The following is a 17,811-nucleotide window of genomic DNA, read 5'->3' on the forward strand; positions in this document are numbered from 1 at the left end:
CTCACAGAGGCTTTCCGGCAGAGCCGTCGAAGGCGTTGTGCCACGACAATACACGATAGGGCTCATCGCCGCTTTCGAGAAGCAGGATGACGACCTCGGCCGAGCTCTGCCGATGCGACGGCGCCTCGGCGGCGACCGTCACGCGGTAGGCCTTCGAGCCGTCGATCGTCGCGCTAGCGCTGCCGGCGAGCCCGACCAGGGACCGCGGGTCCACGCTGGGATCGGCACGGTCGCGCAGCAGGCGTTGCAGGGTCTCCGGCGTCATATTCGGCAGCGCCGCGACCACCTGCGGCGCGGCATCCAGCACGTTCACGGTGCGCATGTTGCTGAACACGGTGACGAAGGGCAGCACGCGCTCGATCACCGCCGGCGGGATGCCGCGCACCAGCCACAGCTCGTCGCTGTGCGGAAACGGCGCGTGGCGCGGCAGATAGGGCGCGCCGAGCGTGCGGTAGTAGGAATCCTCCGGATTGTCCTGGCCTGTCTCTGCCGACGACCGCCACGCCAGGATCCGGTCGGCGTAGTCAGGCGCATCCGACGCGGAGACGCCGAGCCCTATCATCAGGCCGGCGAGGACGGCTTTCGGCGCCATGTTGAGATCAATGCGCGCGGCCTCCGAGCGGAACGTCACGGCCACTCTTCCCGCGCCGACCCGGGCATTGAAGGTGCCACTGGTCGGGCGCGTCGCCTCGCTTTGCGCGGTCAGCCGATAGGCCGCGAGCTCGAGCCCCGCGTTCATCAATGCATCGGCCTGCAAGCGGTCGGCGTTGACGGCGACCGTCACCGCGGTGTTGGTCACATAGGTCAGATAGATCAGCGCGAGCGTGGCAAGCGCAGCCAGCATCCAGAGCACCACGATGACGATGAAGCCGCGGTCGTCGCCAAATGTTTTTTGGCCAAGCGTTTTCTGGCCAAGTGTTTTTCGGCCAAGTGTTTCCCGATCTTGCGCCGCTGTGCTCACAGCTGCTGCTCCTCTTTCTTCTCCGCCTGTTGCGGCTTTGTGCCCGCCACGCAGGTCGTCGGATTCTTGGCCCGTGCGCATTCGGCCGGCGCATTGATATGCGGCAACGCCGCGGCTGAAACCGCCAGCACCTGGCCGGTGGCGCCGTCGCGCACCGTGATGCGGATGCGCTCGGGCAATTGCGACTGACCATGCCAGGTCGGCTGCCACTGCCTGTCAGACCCGGCATAGGCGAAGCTGATGCGGAACGGCGCGCGGATCAGCACCACCTGGTCGACGAAACGGATCTGCCCGTCGGTCGGCATCGGCTGGAACGGCGCACGCTCGCGCACCAGCGCCAGCCCCTGCGCGTCGGCCTTCTCGATGAAGCGGATGAATTCGAGGCCCGGACGCGCGCTCGGGCCGAGCGCGGTGCGCAGGAAAGTCACCGACAATTCGGCGCCGTCGAACAGAGGCACCTTGGCGTCGCCGTTCACGGTCATCTGCTCGGCGACGGAGAGATCGGCAACAATGCGATCGAGCCCTGTGGCGAGGCGCTCCGCGCGCTGCACCCGCGCAATGCCGCGATTCCAGTTCGGCAGCCACTGTGCCGTCACAGTCGCGAGCGCGGCCAGGATCACGGTCATCAGCAGCGTCGCCAGCAGCACTTCGAGCAGGGTGAAGCCCGCCTCGGAAGCGAGCCCGTGGTGCAGGCGCTTCATGACGCGTTCCTTGACCCATCTCTTGGCGCGGATCATTGCGTCGACCTCGGCACCAGCTTCACCGTCGTGACCTGGATCGCGCTGCCGTCGGCGCGCTGGAGGCGCAAATTGACCGCCAGTGGCACGAAGCGATCGGTAGCAGGATCGCCGCCGGCAACATTCATCGGCGCAATATCGACGCGCCAGCGGCTGCCGGCGAGCTGCCCGCTCTGCCGGCCGGGTTTCAGCAGTCCGCGCGCCGGCAAATCCGCAAGCAACGTCTCGGCCGTGCCGGCCAGCGCCAGGCGCTGGTCGATCGAGCGCGTGCCCTTGGTCGTAACGGCGATGACCGAGCCGATGGTTCCGAGCACGATGGCGATGATCGCAAGCGCGACCAGTGCCTCGATCAGCGTGAAGCCGGCGGCGCCGTCAGAGCAGCTTCTGCGGGACAATCTCGACGCCTCCGGTCAGCCAGTTGACGCGCACCTCGTAACCCATTCCGGGCCGCGCCAGCGCGATCGTCCCGCCGCACGACATGCCCGACGGAAAGAAATCGATCGACCGCCCCGTGGCGCGATCAGCGCAGCGCGCGGCCAGCGTCGCCTGCATGACCACGTCGCGCGGCAGGCGGATGGTCTGTCCGGTGACGCCCGAGCGGATCGCGCGCGCCTCCGCGTCGACCTGGGTTGCGACCCTGACCTGGCGGCGCAGCGCGCTGTTGCGATCGGACTTCAGCAGCGCCGCGGTCTCGACCGCGTAGCTCTCGAGCTTTGCCCGCGTCGTCGAGTGCGGAATTGCCGGCAGAATGATCGCCGCGAGCAGGCCGATGATTGCAAGCACGCACAGGATCTCGATCAGCGCGAAGCCTCGCGCATCGAAGGCTTGCGTCCGCACGTCACGAACCAGCTCAGCGCGCGCCGCTGACAATATCGGCTGCCGTTCCACTGCCGCCTTCCTGACCGTCTGATCCGAGCGAGATGATCTCGTAGGGAGCGCTCGCGCCCGGTGAACGATAGACATAGACGTGGCCCCAGGGATCGTTCGGCACCACACCACCGCGCAAGTAAGGTCCGTTCCAACCGGCCTGATTGTTGCTGCGCGTCAACCCGGTGAGACCTTCATTCGACGTCGGATAGCGGCCGAGATCGAGATAATAGAGATCAAGCGCGCTGGAGAAACTCTCGATCTGGATTTTCGCCGCCTTGGCCTTGGACTCGCTGAGATAGTTCAACACCCGCGGCCCGACCAGCGCCATGATCATGCCGATGATGGTGATGACGACGAGCATTTCGACCAGGGTGAAGCCGGCCTCTCCGCGGGGGACGCGCCGCTGGCGTCGCCTTGACGATGGATATCTGGTCACTTCATGCCCCTCCCATTACATCCGCCTAACCGACAATCTGGCTCACCGACATCAGCGCCGTCATCACCGATGTGATCAGGCCGCCGACAACGAGCGAGATCGCGATGATTGCCGCAGGCCCGGCAATGCCGACTGCACGGTCGAGCGTGCGTTGCAGCTTGGCCTCGTAGAATTCGGCGACCCGGCCGGACAGCATCGGCAGTTGCCCGGTCTCGTCGCCCAATCTCAACATGCGCACCGCCATGGGCGGCAACGCCTCGGTCTCGGCGAGCGCATCGGAGAGCTTTGAGCCATGGCGGACACGGTCGGCAGCATCGCTCCAGACCGTCGACGATCCGGTTGTCGCCATCATGTCGACGAGGATGCGCAACGTTGTGGTGAGGTTGACGCCGCTGCCGAGCAGCAGGCCGAGATTGCGGCAGAACAGCGCCGTGCGATATGCGCGCATCACGTTGCGGATCGCCGGCAACCGCGTGATCGCGTTGGTCATTGCGCTGCGGACGCGCTCCTGACGCAACAGCAACCACGCAGCGGCGATCGTGGCGGTAAGCCCGGCCAGCACTGCCTCTGAATTGCCGCGCAGGAACGTGGAGATGTTCAGGAATACGCCGACGATCGGATCGACCTTGGCACCGAAATCCTGCAAGACGCTGGCAAATTGCGGCAGCACGAATGTCAGGAAGAACAGCAGCACGCATCCGGCCGCGCCGAGCACGAAAATGGGATAGCGGATCGCATCGGTCAGGCGTCGCTTCAGTGCCTCGCCGCGCGCGCGTTCGCCGGCCAGCACCTCTAGCACCTGGTCCAGCGATCCCGATGCCTCGCCGACCCGCACCAGCGCGATGTACATCGGCGGAAACAACCCCTCATGCCGCGCCAGCGCCTCGCCAAAGCTCTCGCCGGAGACGACGCGCGCGCGGATGTCGGCGACGACGGACCTCAGCCGTCCGAAATCCGGATCGGCGGCGAGCAGCTCCAACCCGTCATTGATGCGGGCGCCGGCGCGCAGCAGCAACGCGAGGTCGCGGGTGAAGATGGTGACGTCCTCGGCCGTCGGCCTGTTGAAGAGGCTGAGCGCGCCACGCGCCGCGCCGCCCTCCTCCGGCGCGACGTTGTCGACCAGCACCAGGCCGAGCCGCTCGATCCGCTGCGCCACGTCGCCCGGCGCCGGCGCGGCGATAGCCCCGGAGATCAGTTCGCCGTTGGCATTGAGCGCGCGATAGCGATAATTCGGCATGGGTTAGCGCAGCATGAGCTTGAGTTGAATCGATTGACCGCGGGGTCGGTGCACCTCTCCCGCTTGCGGGAGAGGTCGCGCCGCAGGCGCGGGTGGGGGTTCTCTCCTCTTGGGGGTTCTCGATTGCAGAGATACCCTCTCCCCAACCCTCCCCCGCAAGCGGGGGAGGGAGCGCACCTCCCTCGTTGCAGCGTTTGAACCAAATCTCATCATGTTTTACCGCACCGTCGTGACGCGGAAGACCTCGGGCACCGTCGTCAGCCCGGAACGGCATTTTGCGACCGCATCCTCGAGCATCGTCGTCATGCCGCCCCGCATCGCGGCGGCGTCGATGGAGTGGGAGTCGGTCTGCGGCCCGATCAGCGTGCGGACCTCGTCGGACATTTCGAGGATCTCGAACACGCCGTTGCGGCCGCGATAGCCGGTGCCGCCGCAGCGTTCGCAGCCGCCGGCCTCGTGCACGACCTCGCCGCACTTGAAGCCGATCACGGCAAACCGAGGATCCTTGGCCAGATCGGCCTCGGTCAGCGCGTGCGGTACCTTGCAACGGTCGCACAACATGCGGACCAGCCGCTGCGCCACCACCGCGCGCAGCGTCGATTTGAGCAGGAAACCCTCGATGCCGAGATCGATCAGGCGCGGCACGGCGGCAGCCGCGGTCTCGGTGTGCAGCGTCGTCAGCACGAGATGGCCGGTGAGCGCGGCATGGATCGCGATATGCGCGGTCTCGGCGTCGCGGACCTCGCCGACCATGATCACGTCGGGGTCCTGGCGCACGAAAGAGCGCATGGCGGACGCGAAGGTCAGGCCGATCGACGGCTTGACCTGGGACTGGTTGATGCCGGGGATCTCGTACTCGACGGGATCCTCGATGGTGAGGATCTTGCGCGTCGGCTCGTTGAGGATCGACAGCATGGTGGCAAGCGTCGTGGTCTTGCCGCTGCCGGTCGGACCCGTGACCACGATCATGCCGTGCGGCATCGCGAGCAGCCGCGTCATCACGTTCTCGTCGCGCGCGCCGAGCCCGAGCTTGCTCATCTCCAGCAGGCCGCGGTCTCGCGGCAACAGGCGGATCACTGCGCTCTCGCCATGCTGCGTTGGCATAGTGGCGACACGAACGTCGAGCTCGCTGCGTCCGACGCGGACACGCGCCGCGCCGTCCTGTGGCAAGCGCCTTTCAGCGATATTGAGGCTGGCGAGAATCTTGACGCGCGAGATCAGCGCCTGCGGCGGGATGCCGTGCGGCGACGGTAGCGGGCGCAGCAAGCCGTCGACGCGCATGCGCACTACGAGACCAGCGCGGAACGGCTCGACATGGATGTCGCTGGCACGCAGATCGACCGCGCGCTCCAACAGATCGTTGAGCGCGCGCACCACGGGCGCACCGCTGGCGAGATCGCGCAGGCTCTCGATGTCGTCGTCGGACTGCCCCGCGCGGCCGGTGCTTTGGTCTGCATTCGCATCGTCGGCATCGGTTCGCTGATCCAAGACCGTCGTAATGTCCTCATATGACGCTACGACGACATCGACCGGCGTTCCGAACACGATTTCGGCGGCACGAATGGCCGCCGTGTCGGAGGGATCGGCAACAGCCAGGCGAAATCCCCCATCGGGCGCGCCAAAGGGAAAGATGGTGGATTCTCGTAAAAATCGCCGCGAAAAACCCTCGAGGCGGGGCGTGGTCGTGAGCAGTTGCGGAAGACTCATCCGCGGCAGAGCAAAATAATCGGACAGCTCGTCGGCGAATTCCGCCGCCGACAGATCGGTCGCCTCCCAAAATTCGCGCAGGGGACGCGTCAGCGCTGGATTGGCTGACCGTTCGACACGGACATGCGCTCGCGGCGGCAGTGAATATTTTTCCAGGAGATGCTGCCTGAAGCTATCGGCGGAACGGTCGCGCATCGCATTCACGGCGTTGACCTTGTTACTTGAATACAACAGCTTCGATGGAGCACGGAAGGTCCTTTGCCCTTGACTTATTTCTTAGCAAAAACATAATCGTGCGGCAAATTATTGCGCGTCCGAGCCAAGGGGGATCGGATGCTTTTTTCTCGTAGCGTTGGTAGGCGTATCTTGTTTGAAGTGGTCCAGCCGCTTTTGCGCCTGCGCTCAGCGTTGACTGGAACGCTCGTCCTGTTGTCGTCCGCCTTCCTGCTCACTGCCTGCATCGTCACAGCCGATCAGTCGGTCGAAGCGGACCCGAAGGACCCGCGCGCCCAGGACATTGTCGACAAGATCCGCGGCCTCGATCTCCAGCCCCGGCAATCTGCGGATGCGGGGGCAACCGGCGTTGGCCAGCCGAGATCGTCGAAACCCGCGATCTATCTGAGCGATGGTGCACCGCAAGGCGGCGCGCTGGCCGAGCGCGACGATGGCGGCGGCAGCGGGTATGACCTCAATTTCGAGAATGCGCCGGTCGCGACCGTGGCCAAGGTGATCCTCGGCGACGTGCTCAATGTCGGCTACACGATCGATCCGCGCGTACAAGGAACTGTCACACTCGCCTCGGTGCGTCCGGTTCCGAAGGCGGACGCGATTTACGTGCTGGAGAATGCGCTGCGCATGTCCGGCGTGGCGCTGGTGCGCGACCGCACCGGCTATCGCCTGCTGCCGGCACCGGAAGCCGGCCCCGGCGGCATCGACCGCTCGGCGAGCACCGAAGCCGGCCAGGGCATCACTGTTGTGCCGTTACGCTACACGTCGGCGCAAAACATCTTCAAGCTGCTCGATGCTTTCGGCGTGAAGGCCTCGACCATGCGCCCCGACAGTTCCCGCAACACCCTGATCGTCAGCGGCAGCGGAACGGACCGTGCGACCGCGGTTGACACAATTCTGTCATTCGACGCCGACTGGATGCGTGGACAATCGGTCGGCATCTTCCCGGTGCGCAATTCCTCGCCCGAGCCTGTCATCGCCGAGATCGAGAAGATCATGGATTCCGGCGAAGGCGGCATGGGGCAGAACGTCATCAAGCTCCAGCCGATCGCGCGGCTCAACTCGATCCTCGTGGTGAGCCAGAAGCCGGAATATCTGAAGCGCGCGCAGACCTGGATTGCGCGGCTCGACCGTTCCGATACCGATGGCGTGAACCTGAAATCCTATCCGTTGCGTTACGGCAATTCCAAGCTGGTCGTGTCGATGCTCAACGAGATGCTGTTCAGCCAGAGCTCGGCGAGCAGCTCGACGCTCGACAGCGCGTCGAGCCAGGTCGCCCCCGGTGCGGGGATTTCGACGTCGACCTCAACCAATCCTGTCGCCTCACTGAGCGCGCTGCCGACCGCCGCTTCAGGCGCCGCGACGCCGGTGACCGGACCGGCAGGCTCAGCGCTCGGCACCCGCCCCGCTCCGGCAGCATCCGCGACGCCGGCGCAGGACAACAACAGCTTCGGCGGTCCCAACGGCAATGGCTCGAAGTCCGGCGTCAACGGCATCCTGCAGAACGTGCGGATCACCGCCGACGTCACCAACAATGCCGTTCTCGTCTATGCCAACCAGGACGCGCAGCGCATCGTCGAGCAGACCATCCGCCAGATCGACCGGCCGCAGCGCCAGATCGCGATCGAGGCGACGATCGCCGAGGTGACGCTGAACGACCAGCTGAACTATGGCGTGCAGTTCTTCCTGGCGAGCCAGAAGGGTTCGATCTCCAACACCATCTCGGGCGTCAGCAATGCCGCGACTGTTGGCAGCGGTGCGGTCGAAGCGGCGTCCAACGCCGTCAACGCCGCCTCCGGCGCGTTGCTCGGACGTGTCTTGCCGGGTTTCAACTTCCTGATCGGCTCGGAGAACTCACCGCGCGTCATTCTCGACGCGCTGCACGGTGTCACCGACGTCAAGGTGTTGTCGAACCCGTCGCTGGTGGTGCTGGACAACCAGGCCGCAACGCTGCAGGTCGGCGATCAGGTGCCGTTCTCCACCGGCACCGCGACGGTGCTGACCGCCAACAACACCGTGGTCAACACCATCGACTACAAGAACACCGGCATCATCCTGCGCGTGCTGCCGCGCGCCAATGCCAACGGCAATGTCGTGCTTGACATCGAGCAGGAGATCTCGAGCGTGGCCGCCGGCAGCGCCAACTCGCTGACGCCGACGATCTCGCAGCGCCGGGTCAAAAGCTCGATCGCGGTGACGAGCGGACAGACCGTGCTGCTCGCCGGCCTGATCAGCGAGACCGAAAACAAGCAGCGCCAGGGCCTGCCGATCCTGGATTCCATTCCGGGCGTGGGCGACGCCTTCGGACATCAAACCACGGCACGCGCCCGCACCGAGCTGATCCTGTTCATCCGTCCGACCGTCATCAAGGACGGCGTCGACGCGCATGTCATCGCCGAGGAGATGCGCAGCAAGATGAACGGCCGCCTGGTCGGGACCAGCAATCCCGTGGTCACCGTCAGCCCGCCCAGGGCCGCGCGCTGACGGTGTGACCGGGGAAGATGCGCATGACGGGATCCGCGCCCCGCTCGTCCTCAGCCTCGCGCTGCTCGTCGCAATGTTCGCAAGCCTCGTCACGGCACCCGCCGCGGAAGGCCTCTATGGTGCGTTCCTGGCCGCTCTCATGCTCGCCATCGCCGCGAACGATGCCCGCCATTACCTGATCCCGAACGAGCTGACGGGGGCCGCCTTCGCGCTCGCCCTGCTCCGCGCCGCCGCCTTCGTGCCCGATTTCGGTGCCGAGGCGCTGCTCTGGCCGATCGCGCGCGCCGTCGCCGTGGCGCTTCCGCTGCTGCTGCTGATGCTGGCCTACCGGTACTGGCGCGGCCGCGACGGGCTCGGGCTCGGCGACGTCAAGCTCGCCGCCGTCAGCGGGGCCTGGCTCGATCTTACGACGGTGGCCGTGGTGATCGAGCTCGCGGCGCTGCTCGCGATCGGCGCCTATGTCGCCAATGCTGCATTGCAAAGGAAGCCGCTGCGCGGGACCGCCTTCCTGCCGTTCGGGCTGTTCCTGGCGCCGTCCATCTGGATCGGCTGGCTGGGCGAGACCTGGTATCTGAACTGGCTCGGCGGCTGGGCCGGCTAAGGCCCGACGCGCCCGGGGTGAAACCTCATCGCGGCGCAGGCGCGAGGCATCCCGCCGGTAGCCGTCGTCTACTTTGCATGGGGTTGTTTTCGACTTTTTTGTCGAGGGGTCGTGGAACCCCCGGGCGCCCGGCGTCAGTGCTCGCGGCTCGGCGCCCATTCCAGCGCCCGCAGGCGGGCCTGGGCGATCTCCCCGCGCGTCATCTTGGTGGTGACGGCGTCGCGGATCCGGGCCCGGGACTCCCGCACCCGCGGCGGCGACGCGGCGGTCGACAAGTTCAGCCATTTGGAGGCTTCGACGATGTCCTGCGGCACGCCCTGGCCGCGGTCGTAGAGCAGCCCCAGCGAATATTGCGCGCGGCTGTCGCCCTGCTCCGCCGCCCGCCGGTACCACATCGCAGCTTCCGTGTAGTTCTGCGGCACGCCGCGGCCGGTCTCGAACAGGAAGCCGAGATAGGACTGCGCCGCCACGTTGCCGCGCTCGGCGAGCGGAATGAAGACGAGGGACGCCCTCACATAGTCCTGCCGCTTGAAGGCGGCGACGCCCTGACCAAGGGATTGGGCGTGGGCGGGAGCGACGGCGCAGAGTAGAAATAGCGCCACAGCCAAGCCGTTTTTGATCGCAGCCCGACTCGACACCAAGCCGCGCCCTGACCGCTGCGCCAAGCTTCCAGCCCGACAGTCTTCAAAGACTCGTTTCATCGCCGCTCGCATTGGTCTCTCAACCTCGGCGAAATCTTAAACGTGTGGGCCGGTGAAATCCATACCAACCGGCCTATAACGATCCCGCTGACGCGCAACCCCCTACTCGATCCGCAACAATCTGACGATAAATTCCGCACCTTCGATTGTGAGATGACCATAGTCCCAAGTCAGCAATTCCGCTCTCGACGACGTCGTGTGCGTCAGGCAGCCCGCCTCGTTGCACAGCAAAAGGCGAAACGAACCGAACGCCTGTCTCGGCCGCAATGCGCGCCAGCCCCATATTGATGGGCTGATAGTTTTCGGTGCGAGGCGGCAAGCGATCGGGAAGCTGCCCGTTTGATCGCCAGAAATCGTAAACCTGCGTTGGCAGATCAGGTGTCCAGAGCGGCGGCGCACCAACCAGGATCACCTCATCGACTTCGGTCTTTAGCTGGCGAAGCATCTCGGCCAGACTACTGCTCATCGCGTTTTCCGAGTTGAGCCCCTTGTATTCCGGGCAGCTGGTCCAGACCGCGAAAAGAATGACCCTCCTTGGCTTCAGTTCAGATATCTTCGCAAGAATCGCGCGATTGCTGGCGGAGCAAGCCTCTCCTTCTTTGAGCGCCGAGGGCGGGCAACTGTCTCGCGTAAACTGCGCTATCTCGCTGGTGCTTTGCTTTAGCGCCGCCAGCCCCGCATAAAGGCGCCCCGCGTGAGAGTCCCCCCAAATCAGGGTGGAACCCGCGCTGCATTCGGGACGATAGCTTTCGACACTCGTCGTCGCTTCCAGCCAGCATTTGAGAACCCGGCCACCTAACGCCGGATTGTATTGCATGACCGCTAAAACCGGACGGATCTGCTCGGGGAATCGCGAGAAAACACCATCATCGCCCCAGACCGCCGTCGACAGGACGAGCACCGAGGCCATCAACGAAAGCGAAACGGCAACGCTCGATGGACGCAGCCAGCCAAACCTGATCGGGCGCTCGATGAACGCGGTCGTCAGCGCCGCCAGAACCAGGCTTGACAATATCACGGCGAGCTTCGCCGGACCGACACAAAGCCGGCCAACGCCGCGAACGTCAGCAGCGGCCAGTGCCACAGATACAAGGGGTAACTGATCAGGCCGATCGATACGATCCACTTCTGCCGTAGGATACGCGAGCCGAAGATGATAACGAGTGCCGTGCCCGTTACCGGAATCAGGGCCGCGGGACCCGGGAAAACGTTCGACCTCTTGAGAAAAAGCCCGCCTGCGACGATCAGCACGATCCCCGCAAGCGACATGAAGTCGGACCGCTTCGTCGCAGGAAAGAATCCGCCAATCGCAAGTTCCCACTGCCGTGATATCGGAGAATAGAACGCCGTGGCCGGGTGGTATCGCGTCGCATAACAGCAATAGAGGAACGACACGATCGCCACGAATATTAGCCCGACCGTCGACCATTTCGGTATCTTCTTCAGACCCAGCAGCAGCAGCGGCCAGAGCAGATAGAATTGCTCTTCGACGCCGAGCGACCAAAGGTGCAGCAACGGCTTGGTCTCTGCCGCCGCGTCGAAATATCCGACCTCGTTCAAAAGCAACAGGTTGGGAAAGAACAGCGCGCCGGCAATAGCGTGGAGACCGAGATTGTGAAACGGCAACGGCAGCATTGCCACCCATCCGATCGCCAGCGCGGCAAGAAGCACAGTCGCAAGGGCAGGAAGAATTCTCCTCGCGCGCCGCGCATAGAATTCCCTGATGCTGAAGCTGGATGAATTAATGCCGGAGAGAACGATACCCGTGATCAGGTACCCACTGATCACGAAGAACACGTCGACGCCGATGAATGCTCCACTCATGGCGCGCGGGAACGCGTGGTAGATGACGACCAAAATCACTGCGACCGCCCGAAGGCCGTCGATATCAGCTCGCTACTTCTCGGTCATCTTGCAGGGGCGGAATCAGTCAGAAGCGGCCCATCACGCGCTGGACCCCGGGCATGCCGGCGCCCACGATCCTGACGGACTATGGACAGCAGAGGCAGGAACGGCGACAAGCAGCCCGATGTGGTAATCGCATGGGAAGTCCTGACGATTATTGAATGCCAACTTACCATTTGTGTTACCAAGTCTGTCAACCATACACTCCTCAGGTCATCACTTGCGCATCTGCATCATTCAGTCCTGCTACATTCCCTGGAAGGGTTTTTTTGACCTGATCGGGCGATGCGACGAGTATGTAGTCTTCGACCGCGTGCAATATGCCAAACGTCACTGGCACAACCGCAACAAGATCAAGACTGCCAACGGCCTGCAATGGCTGACCATTCCGGTGCTCGCCAAGGGCCGGTTTGAACAACCTATCGATGAGGTCCAGATCGAGCAGCCTTGGGCAGAGAAACACTGGCGCACACTTGAGCTGGCGTACAAACGAGCCGCGTGCTTCGAGCAGTTAGCGCCAACGGTGAAGGGCTGGTATGAACGCGCCGGCAAGGAACGTCTGTTGACCGATGTCAATGCGATCTTTCTCCACGGCATCGTCGGGCTGCTCGGGCTCAAGACGCGCATTACCCGAGATACCGCCTATCCGGCGCAGGGCACCAAGACAGAGCGGCTACTGGAGATCGCCCGCGCGGCCGGCGCGGACTGCTACCTTAGCGGGCCGTCGGCGCGTGGCTATTTCGACGAGTCGATGTTCACAACCGCCGGCGTCACTCCAGAATGGATGAGCTATGAGGGCTATCCGGAATATCCGCAACTCCACGGCGGCTTCGAACACGCCGTGACCATACTAGACCTACTGTTCAATACCGGGGCAGACGCGCTGCGCTATATGAGCCGCACCGGCCAGGTCGATCGCCAGCCAGCTTCATCCTGACCGCGCCACCGCTGACCGTCCCGCGGCCAGAAGAAGAGCCTCGGACATCGCTGTCCGGGGCTCTTCATCCACTGTCTGGCGACGCGACGGCCAGATGTTGAGCAAATTGTTACTGCTCGCCGAGGTTGGACGAAGCTCCACCGGCTGGCGTCACCGCGACCCCGAAAGTCGTATTTCCGGCCAAACGATTGTTTCCATAGGAAACTGTCGCTGAGCCAGCGAACCCTGTGGCGTTGAGCGTCACGTCGGAATTCGACAGCCGGATGATTCCGTTCGCCGTGATGCCGGTACCGTTGCCGGTGATCGAGCTGCTATCCACATTGATTGCCGAGCCACCGTCGTTCACGATCCCGCTGGCTGCGTTGCCAGCAATCACGGTCCGCGTGACAAAAGCGTTATTGAGATTGCCGACGCCGATGCCGCTACCGACGCTGTTGATCAGACTTGAGTCTTCAATAATTGCCTTGTTGGCGGCGGTAGCAGTCAGACTGATGGCGTTTCCAGTATTGTAACTGATGATCGTGTTGCGAACGAAAAGCAGAGTATTGCCCGCAGTCCGGGCATCGCTGATGCCGGCTTGCGAGAATTGCGTGATCACGCAGTTCTCGATCGAAACCGACGCCGCGGTGAGGATACGGACGCCGTTGAGACCAGGGGCAGCGGTACCCGCAAGGCCTTGAATCTGGATGTTGCGGAGGATGACTTTGTCGGTCGCCGCCGCACTGATGACGATACCATTCGTGCCTGCGACCAGCACTGATCCGAGCGTGGCACTGCAGTTCAGGGTCATCGACTTGGTGATCGTCACGGCGCCGAAGCCGCCCGGATCCAGACAGTTGATCTCACCGAAGGCTGCTGTTTTGGAAATCGCGCCGGCGAAGGTCTTGCATGGCGCAGTGCGACTACAGGGATTTGCGTCGTCACCCACACCCGATACCCAAGTGCGGGAGGCCTGGGCATGTGCCGGGGCCGACGCGAATAATCCCAAAAGAACCGCGAGTAAAGCTATACGACGCATTATCGTCCTCCTCAAATGAGCCGGGTTTCGCCCGGCCGGCTGCACAACTGCTTAGGTTGGTTCGACGAATGAAACGGGGTATTTGGGTGGGCTGACATCCGCAGGGATACCCCTATTCCCCAAGACGGCAGGCCTTTAGACGGTGGGCTTCTGAGTGGCAGGCTTAAAACTGCAATTCTGAACTACACTTAGCAATACTATTGCGGCAAACTCCCCTGGAAATTGCGTGCTGAGGGCAGACACAACTCGCCCCAGTGGTAAGTCGCCGTCAGCCACACCTGAGGTTCAACGTCAAAGACTCTTATTTGGCCGGCTGGATTGATTGAACTTTTTCTCCTCACGCCACGGATGACCGATTTGAGGAGATGCGCTCGGCGTTTGCGGCTTCAGGCAAATTGCCCTATTAACTTCCGGCGCGCCCAGGCCTCCCGTGGAAACTCACATAAGATGCTGATGATAATTATCTCTTATATCGTCACGGAGACATTTGGGTGAAACTCTCCATCGTGACCACTCTCTATCGATCCGCCGCCAGCATCGAGGAGTTCTACAACCGCGCAATGAAGGCCGCGGAAGCCATCACCGACGATATCGAACTGATCATCGTCAACGATGGCTCACCAGACAACAGCCTCGAGCTCGCGCTTGAACTTCAGCGCAGCGACCCGCGCGTCGTCATTGTCGATCTGTCCCGCAATTTCGGACATCACAAGGCGATGATGACGGGTCTCGCCCACGCCTCCGGCGACATGGTCTTTCTCATCGACAGCGATCTTGAGGAGCAGCCGGAAGATCTCGCGGCTTTGCATCAACGCTTCGCGCAAGGCGACTGTGACGTCGTCTATGGAATCCAGATGACGCGACGCGGCAACTTTTTCGCCAGGTTGCCTGGCGCAATGTTCTTCAGTCTGCTTGACCTCCTGAGCGACCATCCGGTTCCGCGTAACGTCTTCACCGCCCGCCTGATGACACGAGATTACGTCAAGGCCCTCGTCCGGCATCGCGATCGTGAGTTTTCGATATCCCATCTCTGGGAGGTGACGGGCTTTCGCCAGCAATCACTTCCGTTAAAAAAACTCTCGCTGTCGCCCACCAGCTATACTTTCCGGCGCCGGGTCGAGATGGCGATACGCGACATCACGACAACGTCGAGCAAGTTGCTGTATCTAATCTTCTACGTCGGCCTTTCGATATTCGGTCTGTCAATTGCGGTCATCATCTATTTTCTGGGCCGGTATTTTACACGGGGGGTGGGCGTCGACGGGTTTACGTCGGAGATCGTCTCGATCTGGTTTCTCGGCGGACTCATCATCCTCGTTCTCGGCATCTTTGGAATCTACATCGCCAATATCCTGGCCGAGACAAAGCGCAGGCCGTACACGATCATACGCCGGATCTATCGCGCGGAAAGCGCGACAGCCCCAGTGTTGAAAGACAAGGACATTAAGCGATGAAGGACCGGGTTGATGCTTTGATCCTACCCCAGGTTGCGTCGTATTACGCCTCGAAGCTTGAGCTGCACGGAACTACTTCGCAAGGCGTGGACTGGAACGGGAATGCTTCACACGACCGGCGCCACAGGCAATTTCTTCGTCTGCTCGAGGGTAGTTCAGACGCCAGCGTTATCGATCTTGGCTGCGGGTTCGGAGATTTCCTGCGCTTTCTCCGCTCCGAAGGGTTTCGGGGCCGCTTCACCGGTTATGACATTGCCGCAAGCATGATCGAGAAGGCACGGCAATTATATGGTGAGGGCGAGGATCGTCAGTGGCGGATCGGCAGCGAACCGGAAGAATCCGCCGACTTTGCGATCGCAAGCGGGATTTTCAACGTCAAGGGCGACGTTCCCACGGAGTCCTGGATCGATTATGTCAACGGAACGCTCGATATTCTCGCGCGCGCCGGCCGCCGCGGGTTTGCATTCAACGTTCTGAGCCTGTCAAGCGACCCCGAGAAGCGGCGACCGAACCTTTATTACGCCGACCCGGTTGCCATGCTCGGCCATTGCCTCGCGAAGTATGGCCGCTCGGTCGCCCTGTTGCAGGATTACGAGCTTTACGAGTTCACCCTTCTCGTTCGGTACCCCGACCGGGGCTGATTGACCTGCCGACTTAGGGGTTGCAGAACGCCGGTCAATTGATATCAATCGGCCGGTGGATGCTCGAATTTGCTCCGGAAAGGCTGCTTTGCGAGGCAATAACTGCCCAGAACAGCTTATTCCGCTCCGAGGTGCTGAAGATGAATATAGAAACAGCACGAGGTCACATGCAACCGGCCAATTCCAGACGGTACGGCGTTATCGAGCAAACCGCCTCGGAGACAGACATCGCATATGCCTGCGAATCGATCCGGCAGCTCGGCTACGCCGTGATCGATGGCGGCTACGATTCGGGCTGGCTTGGCAGCTTATCGGATGCATTCGAACGTGCGCGGCAGCGTCACTACGCCGAACACGGCGGCATCGAGGCCCTGAAGGCGCTCGACGAGCATAACACCGTCAGATTGCCGATGGCGTATGAGCCGCTATTTCTCGAACTCGCCACCAACAAGATCATACTCGAGATCTGCAATCGGCTGATTACTGGCTACAGTATCCTCAATCAGCAGAACGGCGTGATCAATCCGCCGCACGCCGAACGATACAATCAAGGCGCGTGGCATCGCGACTTGCCGTATCAGCACTTTGTCTCGTCCCGCCCGCTTGCGATCAACGCGCTATTTTGCCTGGATGCCTTCACGATCGAGAACGGCGCAACCCAGGTGTTGCCCGCTTCGCACCGGCTTGAGGCATTTCCGTCAGACCGTTTCCTGGCGAACGAAGCGGTCACCGTGGTGGCGCCGGCCGGCTCCTTCATCATTCTTGATTGCATGATGTTTCACACCGGCAGCGTCAACACGACCGATCGGCCGCGACGCGCCGTCAATCACGTCTATACGATCCCGCTGCTGCGCCAACAAATCGATTTGCCCGCCGCACTCGGCGAGAGATTCACGACCGACGCTCAGCTCCGCAAGTTGCTGGGATATGAGGTCCGTACGCCCGACTCAGTTACCGGATATCTGGCGTCGCGTAACAAGAAGTCATAGCGGGTACGCCGGACAGAACCATTTTGGTCGCAACATGCAAGCAGCAGAACATGCTGAGCGGGACCGGCCCCCAGGAACTTAGCCAAAATGAAATTCGTACGGATCAACCCGCCCGGCAGCTTCTGCACTCAGGAGGCGCTTCGCGACGCGTTCAGGGAACGCGGCGGGACGACCTTTCTCGATGTCGGCTGCGGTGGCGGCGATCTCTCCAAGCTGTTATGCGATGAAGGCCTCACCGGCGTCGGAATCGATTTTTCCGAGCGCGCGCTGGAAGTCGCCGCGACGCTGCTCGATCCCTACATCCAGCAGGGCAAATACCGGCTGAAACTTGGCGACCTGCACGACCTGCCCGACGATTTCGTCAAGGTCGACCTTGCCATCAGCTACATGGTCATGGAGCACATCGAGGACGATGTAGCGTTCCTGCAGAAGATTGCGAAGTTTGTGAAACCGGGCGGCAACATCATCCTCGGGGTTCCCGGACGTCGCGACCACTGGTCGCTGGAAGACGAGACCGTCGGCCATTTCCGCCGTTATGACCGCGACGATCTGGACGCGGTTTTGCGCAAGGCCAATCTAGACCAGACCTCGGTATGGTCGGTTGGCGTTCCCACCATCAACATGCTGTTCAAGGTCAGTCTGTGGATGATCATCCGCAGCGGCGCGGCCGCGAAAAAAAACGAGAGCCAGAGAGAGCAGACCGAGACGAGTGGCATCCGCGAAATACCCTGGAAGACGGTGTTTCCTTCCTGGGTACGGATCATTCTGAACCGGGCGACGCTGTACCCGCTCTTCCTGATCCAGCGACTGTTTTACCGAACCGGCCTCGGCGTCGTCATGATGGGAATGGGCCGGGTACCCGATTAGAGGGATAACTCGAAAGGGCGAAGCCGACTTCCCGGCAA

18 protein-coding genes are annotated in these 17,811 nt (G+C 62.5%); 7 read left to right on the top strand and 11 right to left on the bottom strand.

Annotated elements, in window-relative coordinates; translation table 11 throughout:
• Position 1 precedes the first annotated feature (1 nt).
• The 7 genes from V1280_RS14730 to V1280_RS14760 all read right to left on the bottom strand — a co-directional run bounded on the left by V1280_RS14730 (position 2) and on the right by V1280_RS14760 (position 6,143).
• A complete protein-coding gene (locus V1280_RS14730) occupies positions 2 to 961 on the bottom strand; it encodes a general secretion pathway protein GspK (protein WP_334525004.1) in 960 nt (319 codons plus the stop codon).
• Complete coding sequence (locus V1280_RS14735) at positions 958 to 1,662, bottom strand: hypothetical protein (RefSeq protein ID WP_334525006.1); 705 nt, start codon at positions 1,660 to 1,662, stop codon at positions 958 to 960. Before V1280_RS14735 ends, V1280_RS14730 begins: the two co-directional genes overlap by 4 nt.
• A gap of 32 nt (positions 1,663 to 1,694) precedes the next feature.
• A complete protein-coding gene (locus tag V1280_RS14740; RefSeq protein ID WP_148775324.1) occupies positions 1,695 to 2,093 on the bottom strand; it encodes a type IV pilus modification PilV family protein in 399 nt (132 codons plus the stop codon).
• Positions 2,071 to 2,586: a prepilin-type N-terminal cleavage/methylation domain-containing protein gene (locus V1280_RS14745; protein WP_148775325.1), complete on the bottom strand. Its 516-nt coding sequence runs from the start codon at positions 2,584 to 2,586 to the stop codon at positions 2,071 to 2,073. The genes V1280_RS14740 and V1280_RS14745 overlap by 23 nt, the downstream gene beginning before the upstream one ends.
• Positions 2,549 to 3,004 (bottom strand): type II secretion system major pseudopilin GspG, encoded by a 456-nt coding sequence (gene gspG / locus V1280_RS14750; protein ID WP_148775326.1) that lies wholly within the window; start codon positions 3,002 to 3,004, stop codon positions 2,549 to 2,551. Before gspG ends, V1280_RS14745 begins: the two co-directional genes overlap by 38 nt.
• Positions 3,005 to 3,029: 25 nt before the next feature.
• Positions 3,030 to 4,241 carry a type II secretion system F family protein gene (locus V1280_RS14755; RefSeq protein ID WP_334525016.1) on the bottom strand — a complete coding sequence of 404 codons (1,212 nt, stop codon included), beginning with the start codon at positions 4,239 to 4,241 and terminating at the stop codon, positions 3,030 to 3,032.
• 216 nt (positions 4,242 to 4,457) lie between these two features.
• Positions 4,458 to 6,143, bottom strand: a complete 1,686-nt coding sequence (locus V1280_RS14760; protein ID WP_442895129.1) for a GspE/PulE family protein — start codon at positions 6,141 to 6,143, stop codon at positions 4,458 to 4,460.
• A 138-nt stretch (positions 6,144 to 6,281) separates the two neighbouring features.
• Here V1280_RS14760 and gspD point away from each other — a divergent pair, with 138 nt between their 5' ends.
• Complete coding sequence (gene gspD, locus V1280_RS14765) at positions 6,282 to 8,660, top strand: type II secretion system secretin GspD (RefSeq protein ID WP_334525022.1); 2,379 nt, start codon at positions 6,282 to 6,284, stop codon at positions 8,658 to 8,660.
• Between the two features lie 4 nt (positions 8,661 to 8,664).
• Positions 8,665 to 9,261 carry an A24 family peptidase gene (locus V1280_RS14770; protein ID WP_334525025.1) on the top strand — a complete coding sequence of 199 codons (597 nt, stop codon included), beginning with the start codon at positions 8,665 to 8,667 and terminating at the stop codon, positions 9,259 to 9,261.
• Between the two features lie 134 nt (positions 9,262 to 9,395).
• On the opposite strand, the gene V1280_RS14775 is transcribed toward V1280_RS14770, so the two are convergent.
• The 3 genes from V1280_RS14775 to V1280_RS14785 all read right to left on the bottom strand — a co-directional run bounded on the left by V1280_RS14775 (position 9,396) and on the right by V1280_RS14785 (position 11,849).
• Positions 9,396 to 9,863, bottom strand: coding sequence for a tetratricopeptide repeat protein (locus V1280_RS14775; protein WP_334525028.1), 468 nt, complete (start codon positions 9,861 to 9,863; stop codon positions 9,396 to 9,398).
• 172 nt (positions 9,864 to 10,035) lie between these two features.
• On the bottom strand, positions 10,036 to 10,980 hold the full coding sequence (locus V1280_RS14780) for an SGNH hydrolase domain-containing protein (protein ID WP_334525030.1): 945 nt from the start codon (positions 10,978 to 10,980) through the stop codon (positions 10,036 to 10,038).
• Positions 10,977 to 11,849 (bottom strand): acyltransferase family protein, encoded by an 873-nt coding sequence (locus V1280_RS14785; RefSeq protein WP_334538307.1) that lies wholly within the window; start codon positions 11,847 to 11,849, stop codon positions 10,977 to 10,979. The genes V1280_RS14780 and V1280_RS14785 overlap by 4 nt, the downstream gene beginning before the upstream one ends.
• Before the next feature lie 238 nt (positions 11,850 to 12,087).
• Between V1280_RS14785 and V1280_RS14790 the strand changes: the two genes are divergently transcribed.
• Entirely contained in the window at positions 12,088 to 12,804 is a 717-nt protein-coding gene (locus V1280_RS14790; protein WP_334525032.1) for a WbqC family protein, read from the top strand.
• Positions 12,805 to 12,913: 109 nt separating this feature from the next.
• Here the strand turns inward: V1280_RS14790 and V1280_RS14795 are convergent, their stop codons facing one another.
• Complete coding sequence (locus V1280_RS14795; RefSeq protein WP_334525035.1) at positions 12,914 to 13,822, bottom strand: right-handed parallel beta-helix repeat-containing protein; 909 nt, start codon at positions 13,820 to 13,822, stop codon at positions 12,914 to 12,916.
• A gap of 491 nt (positions 13,823 to 14,313) precedes the next feature.
• Between V1280_RS14795 and V1280_RS14800 the strand changes: the two genes are divergently transcribed.
• From V1280_RS14800 to V1280_RS14815, 4 genes are all read left to right on the top strand, one after another.
• Positions 14,314 to 15,276 carry a glycosyltransferase family 2 protein gene (locus V1280_RS14800; RefSeq protein ID WP_334525038.1) on the top strand — a complete coding sequence of 321 codons (963 nt, stop codon included), beginning with the start codon at positions 14,314 to 14,316 and terminating at the stop codon, positions 15,274 to 15,276.
• Positions 15,273 to 15,917, top strand: coding sequence for a class I SAM-dependent methyltransferase (locus V1280_RS14805; protein ID WP_334525041.1), 645 nt, complete (start codon positions 15,273 to 15,275; stop codon positions 15,915 to 15,917). Before V1280_RS14800 ends, V1280_RS14805 begins: the two co-directional genes overlap by 4 nt.
• A gap of 59 nt (positions 15,918 to 15,976) precedes the next feature.
• Positions 15,977 to 16,906, top strand: a complete 930-nt coding sequence (locus tag V1280_RS14810; RefSeq protein ID WP_334525045.1) for a phytanoyl-CoA dioxygenase family protein — start codon at positions 15,977 to 15,979, stop codon at positions 16,904 to 16,906.
• A gap of 87 nt (positions 16,907 to 16,993) precedes the next feature.
• Positions 16,994 to 17,773: a class I SAM-dependent methyltransferase gene (locus V1280_RS14815; RefSeq protein ID WP_334525048.1), complete on the top strand. Its 780-nt coding sequence runs from the start codon at positions 16,994 to 16,996 to the stop codon at positions 17,771 to 17,773.
• Positions 17,774 to 17,811: the final 38 nt, after the last annotated feature.

This window comes from Bradyrhizobium sp. AZCC 2230 (assembly GCF_036924495.1).
GTDB lineage: Bacteria > Pseudomonadota > Alphaproteobacteria > Rhizobiales > Xanthobacteraceae > Bradyrhizobium > Bradyrhizobium rifense.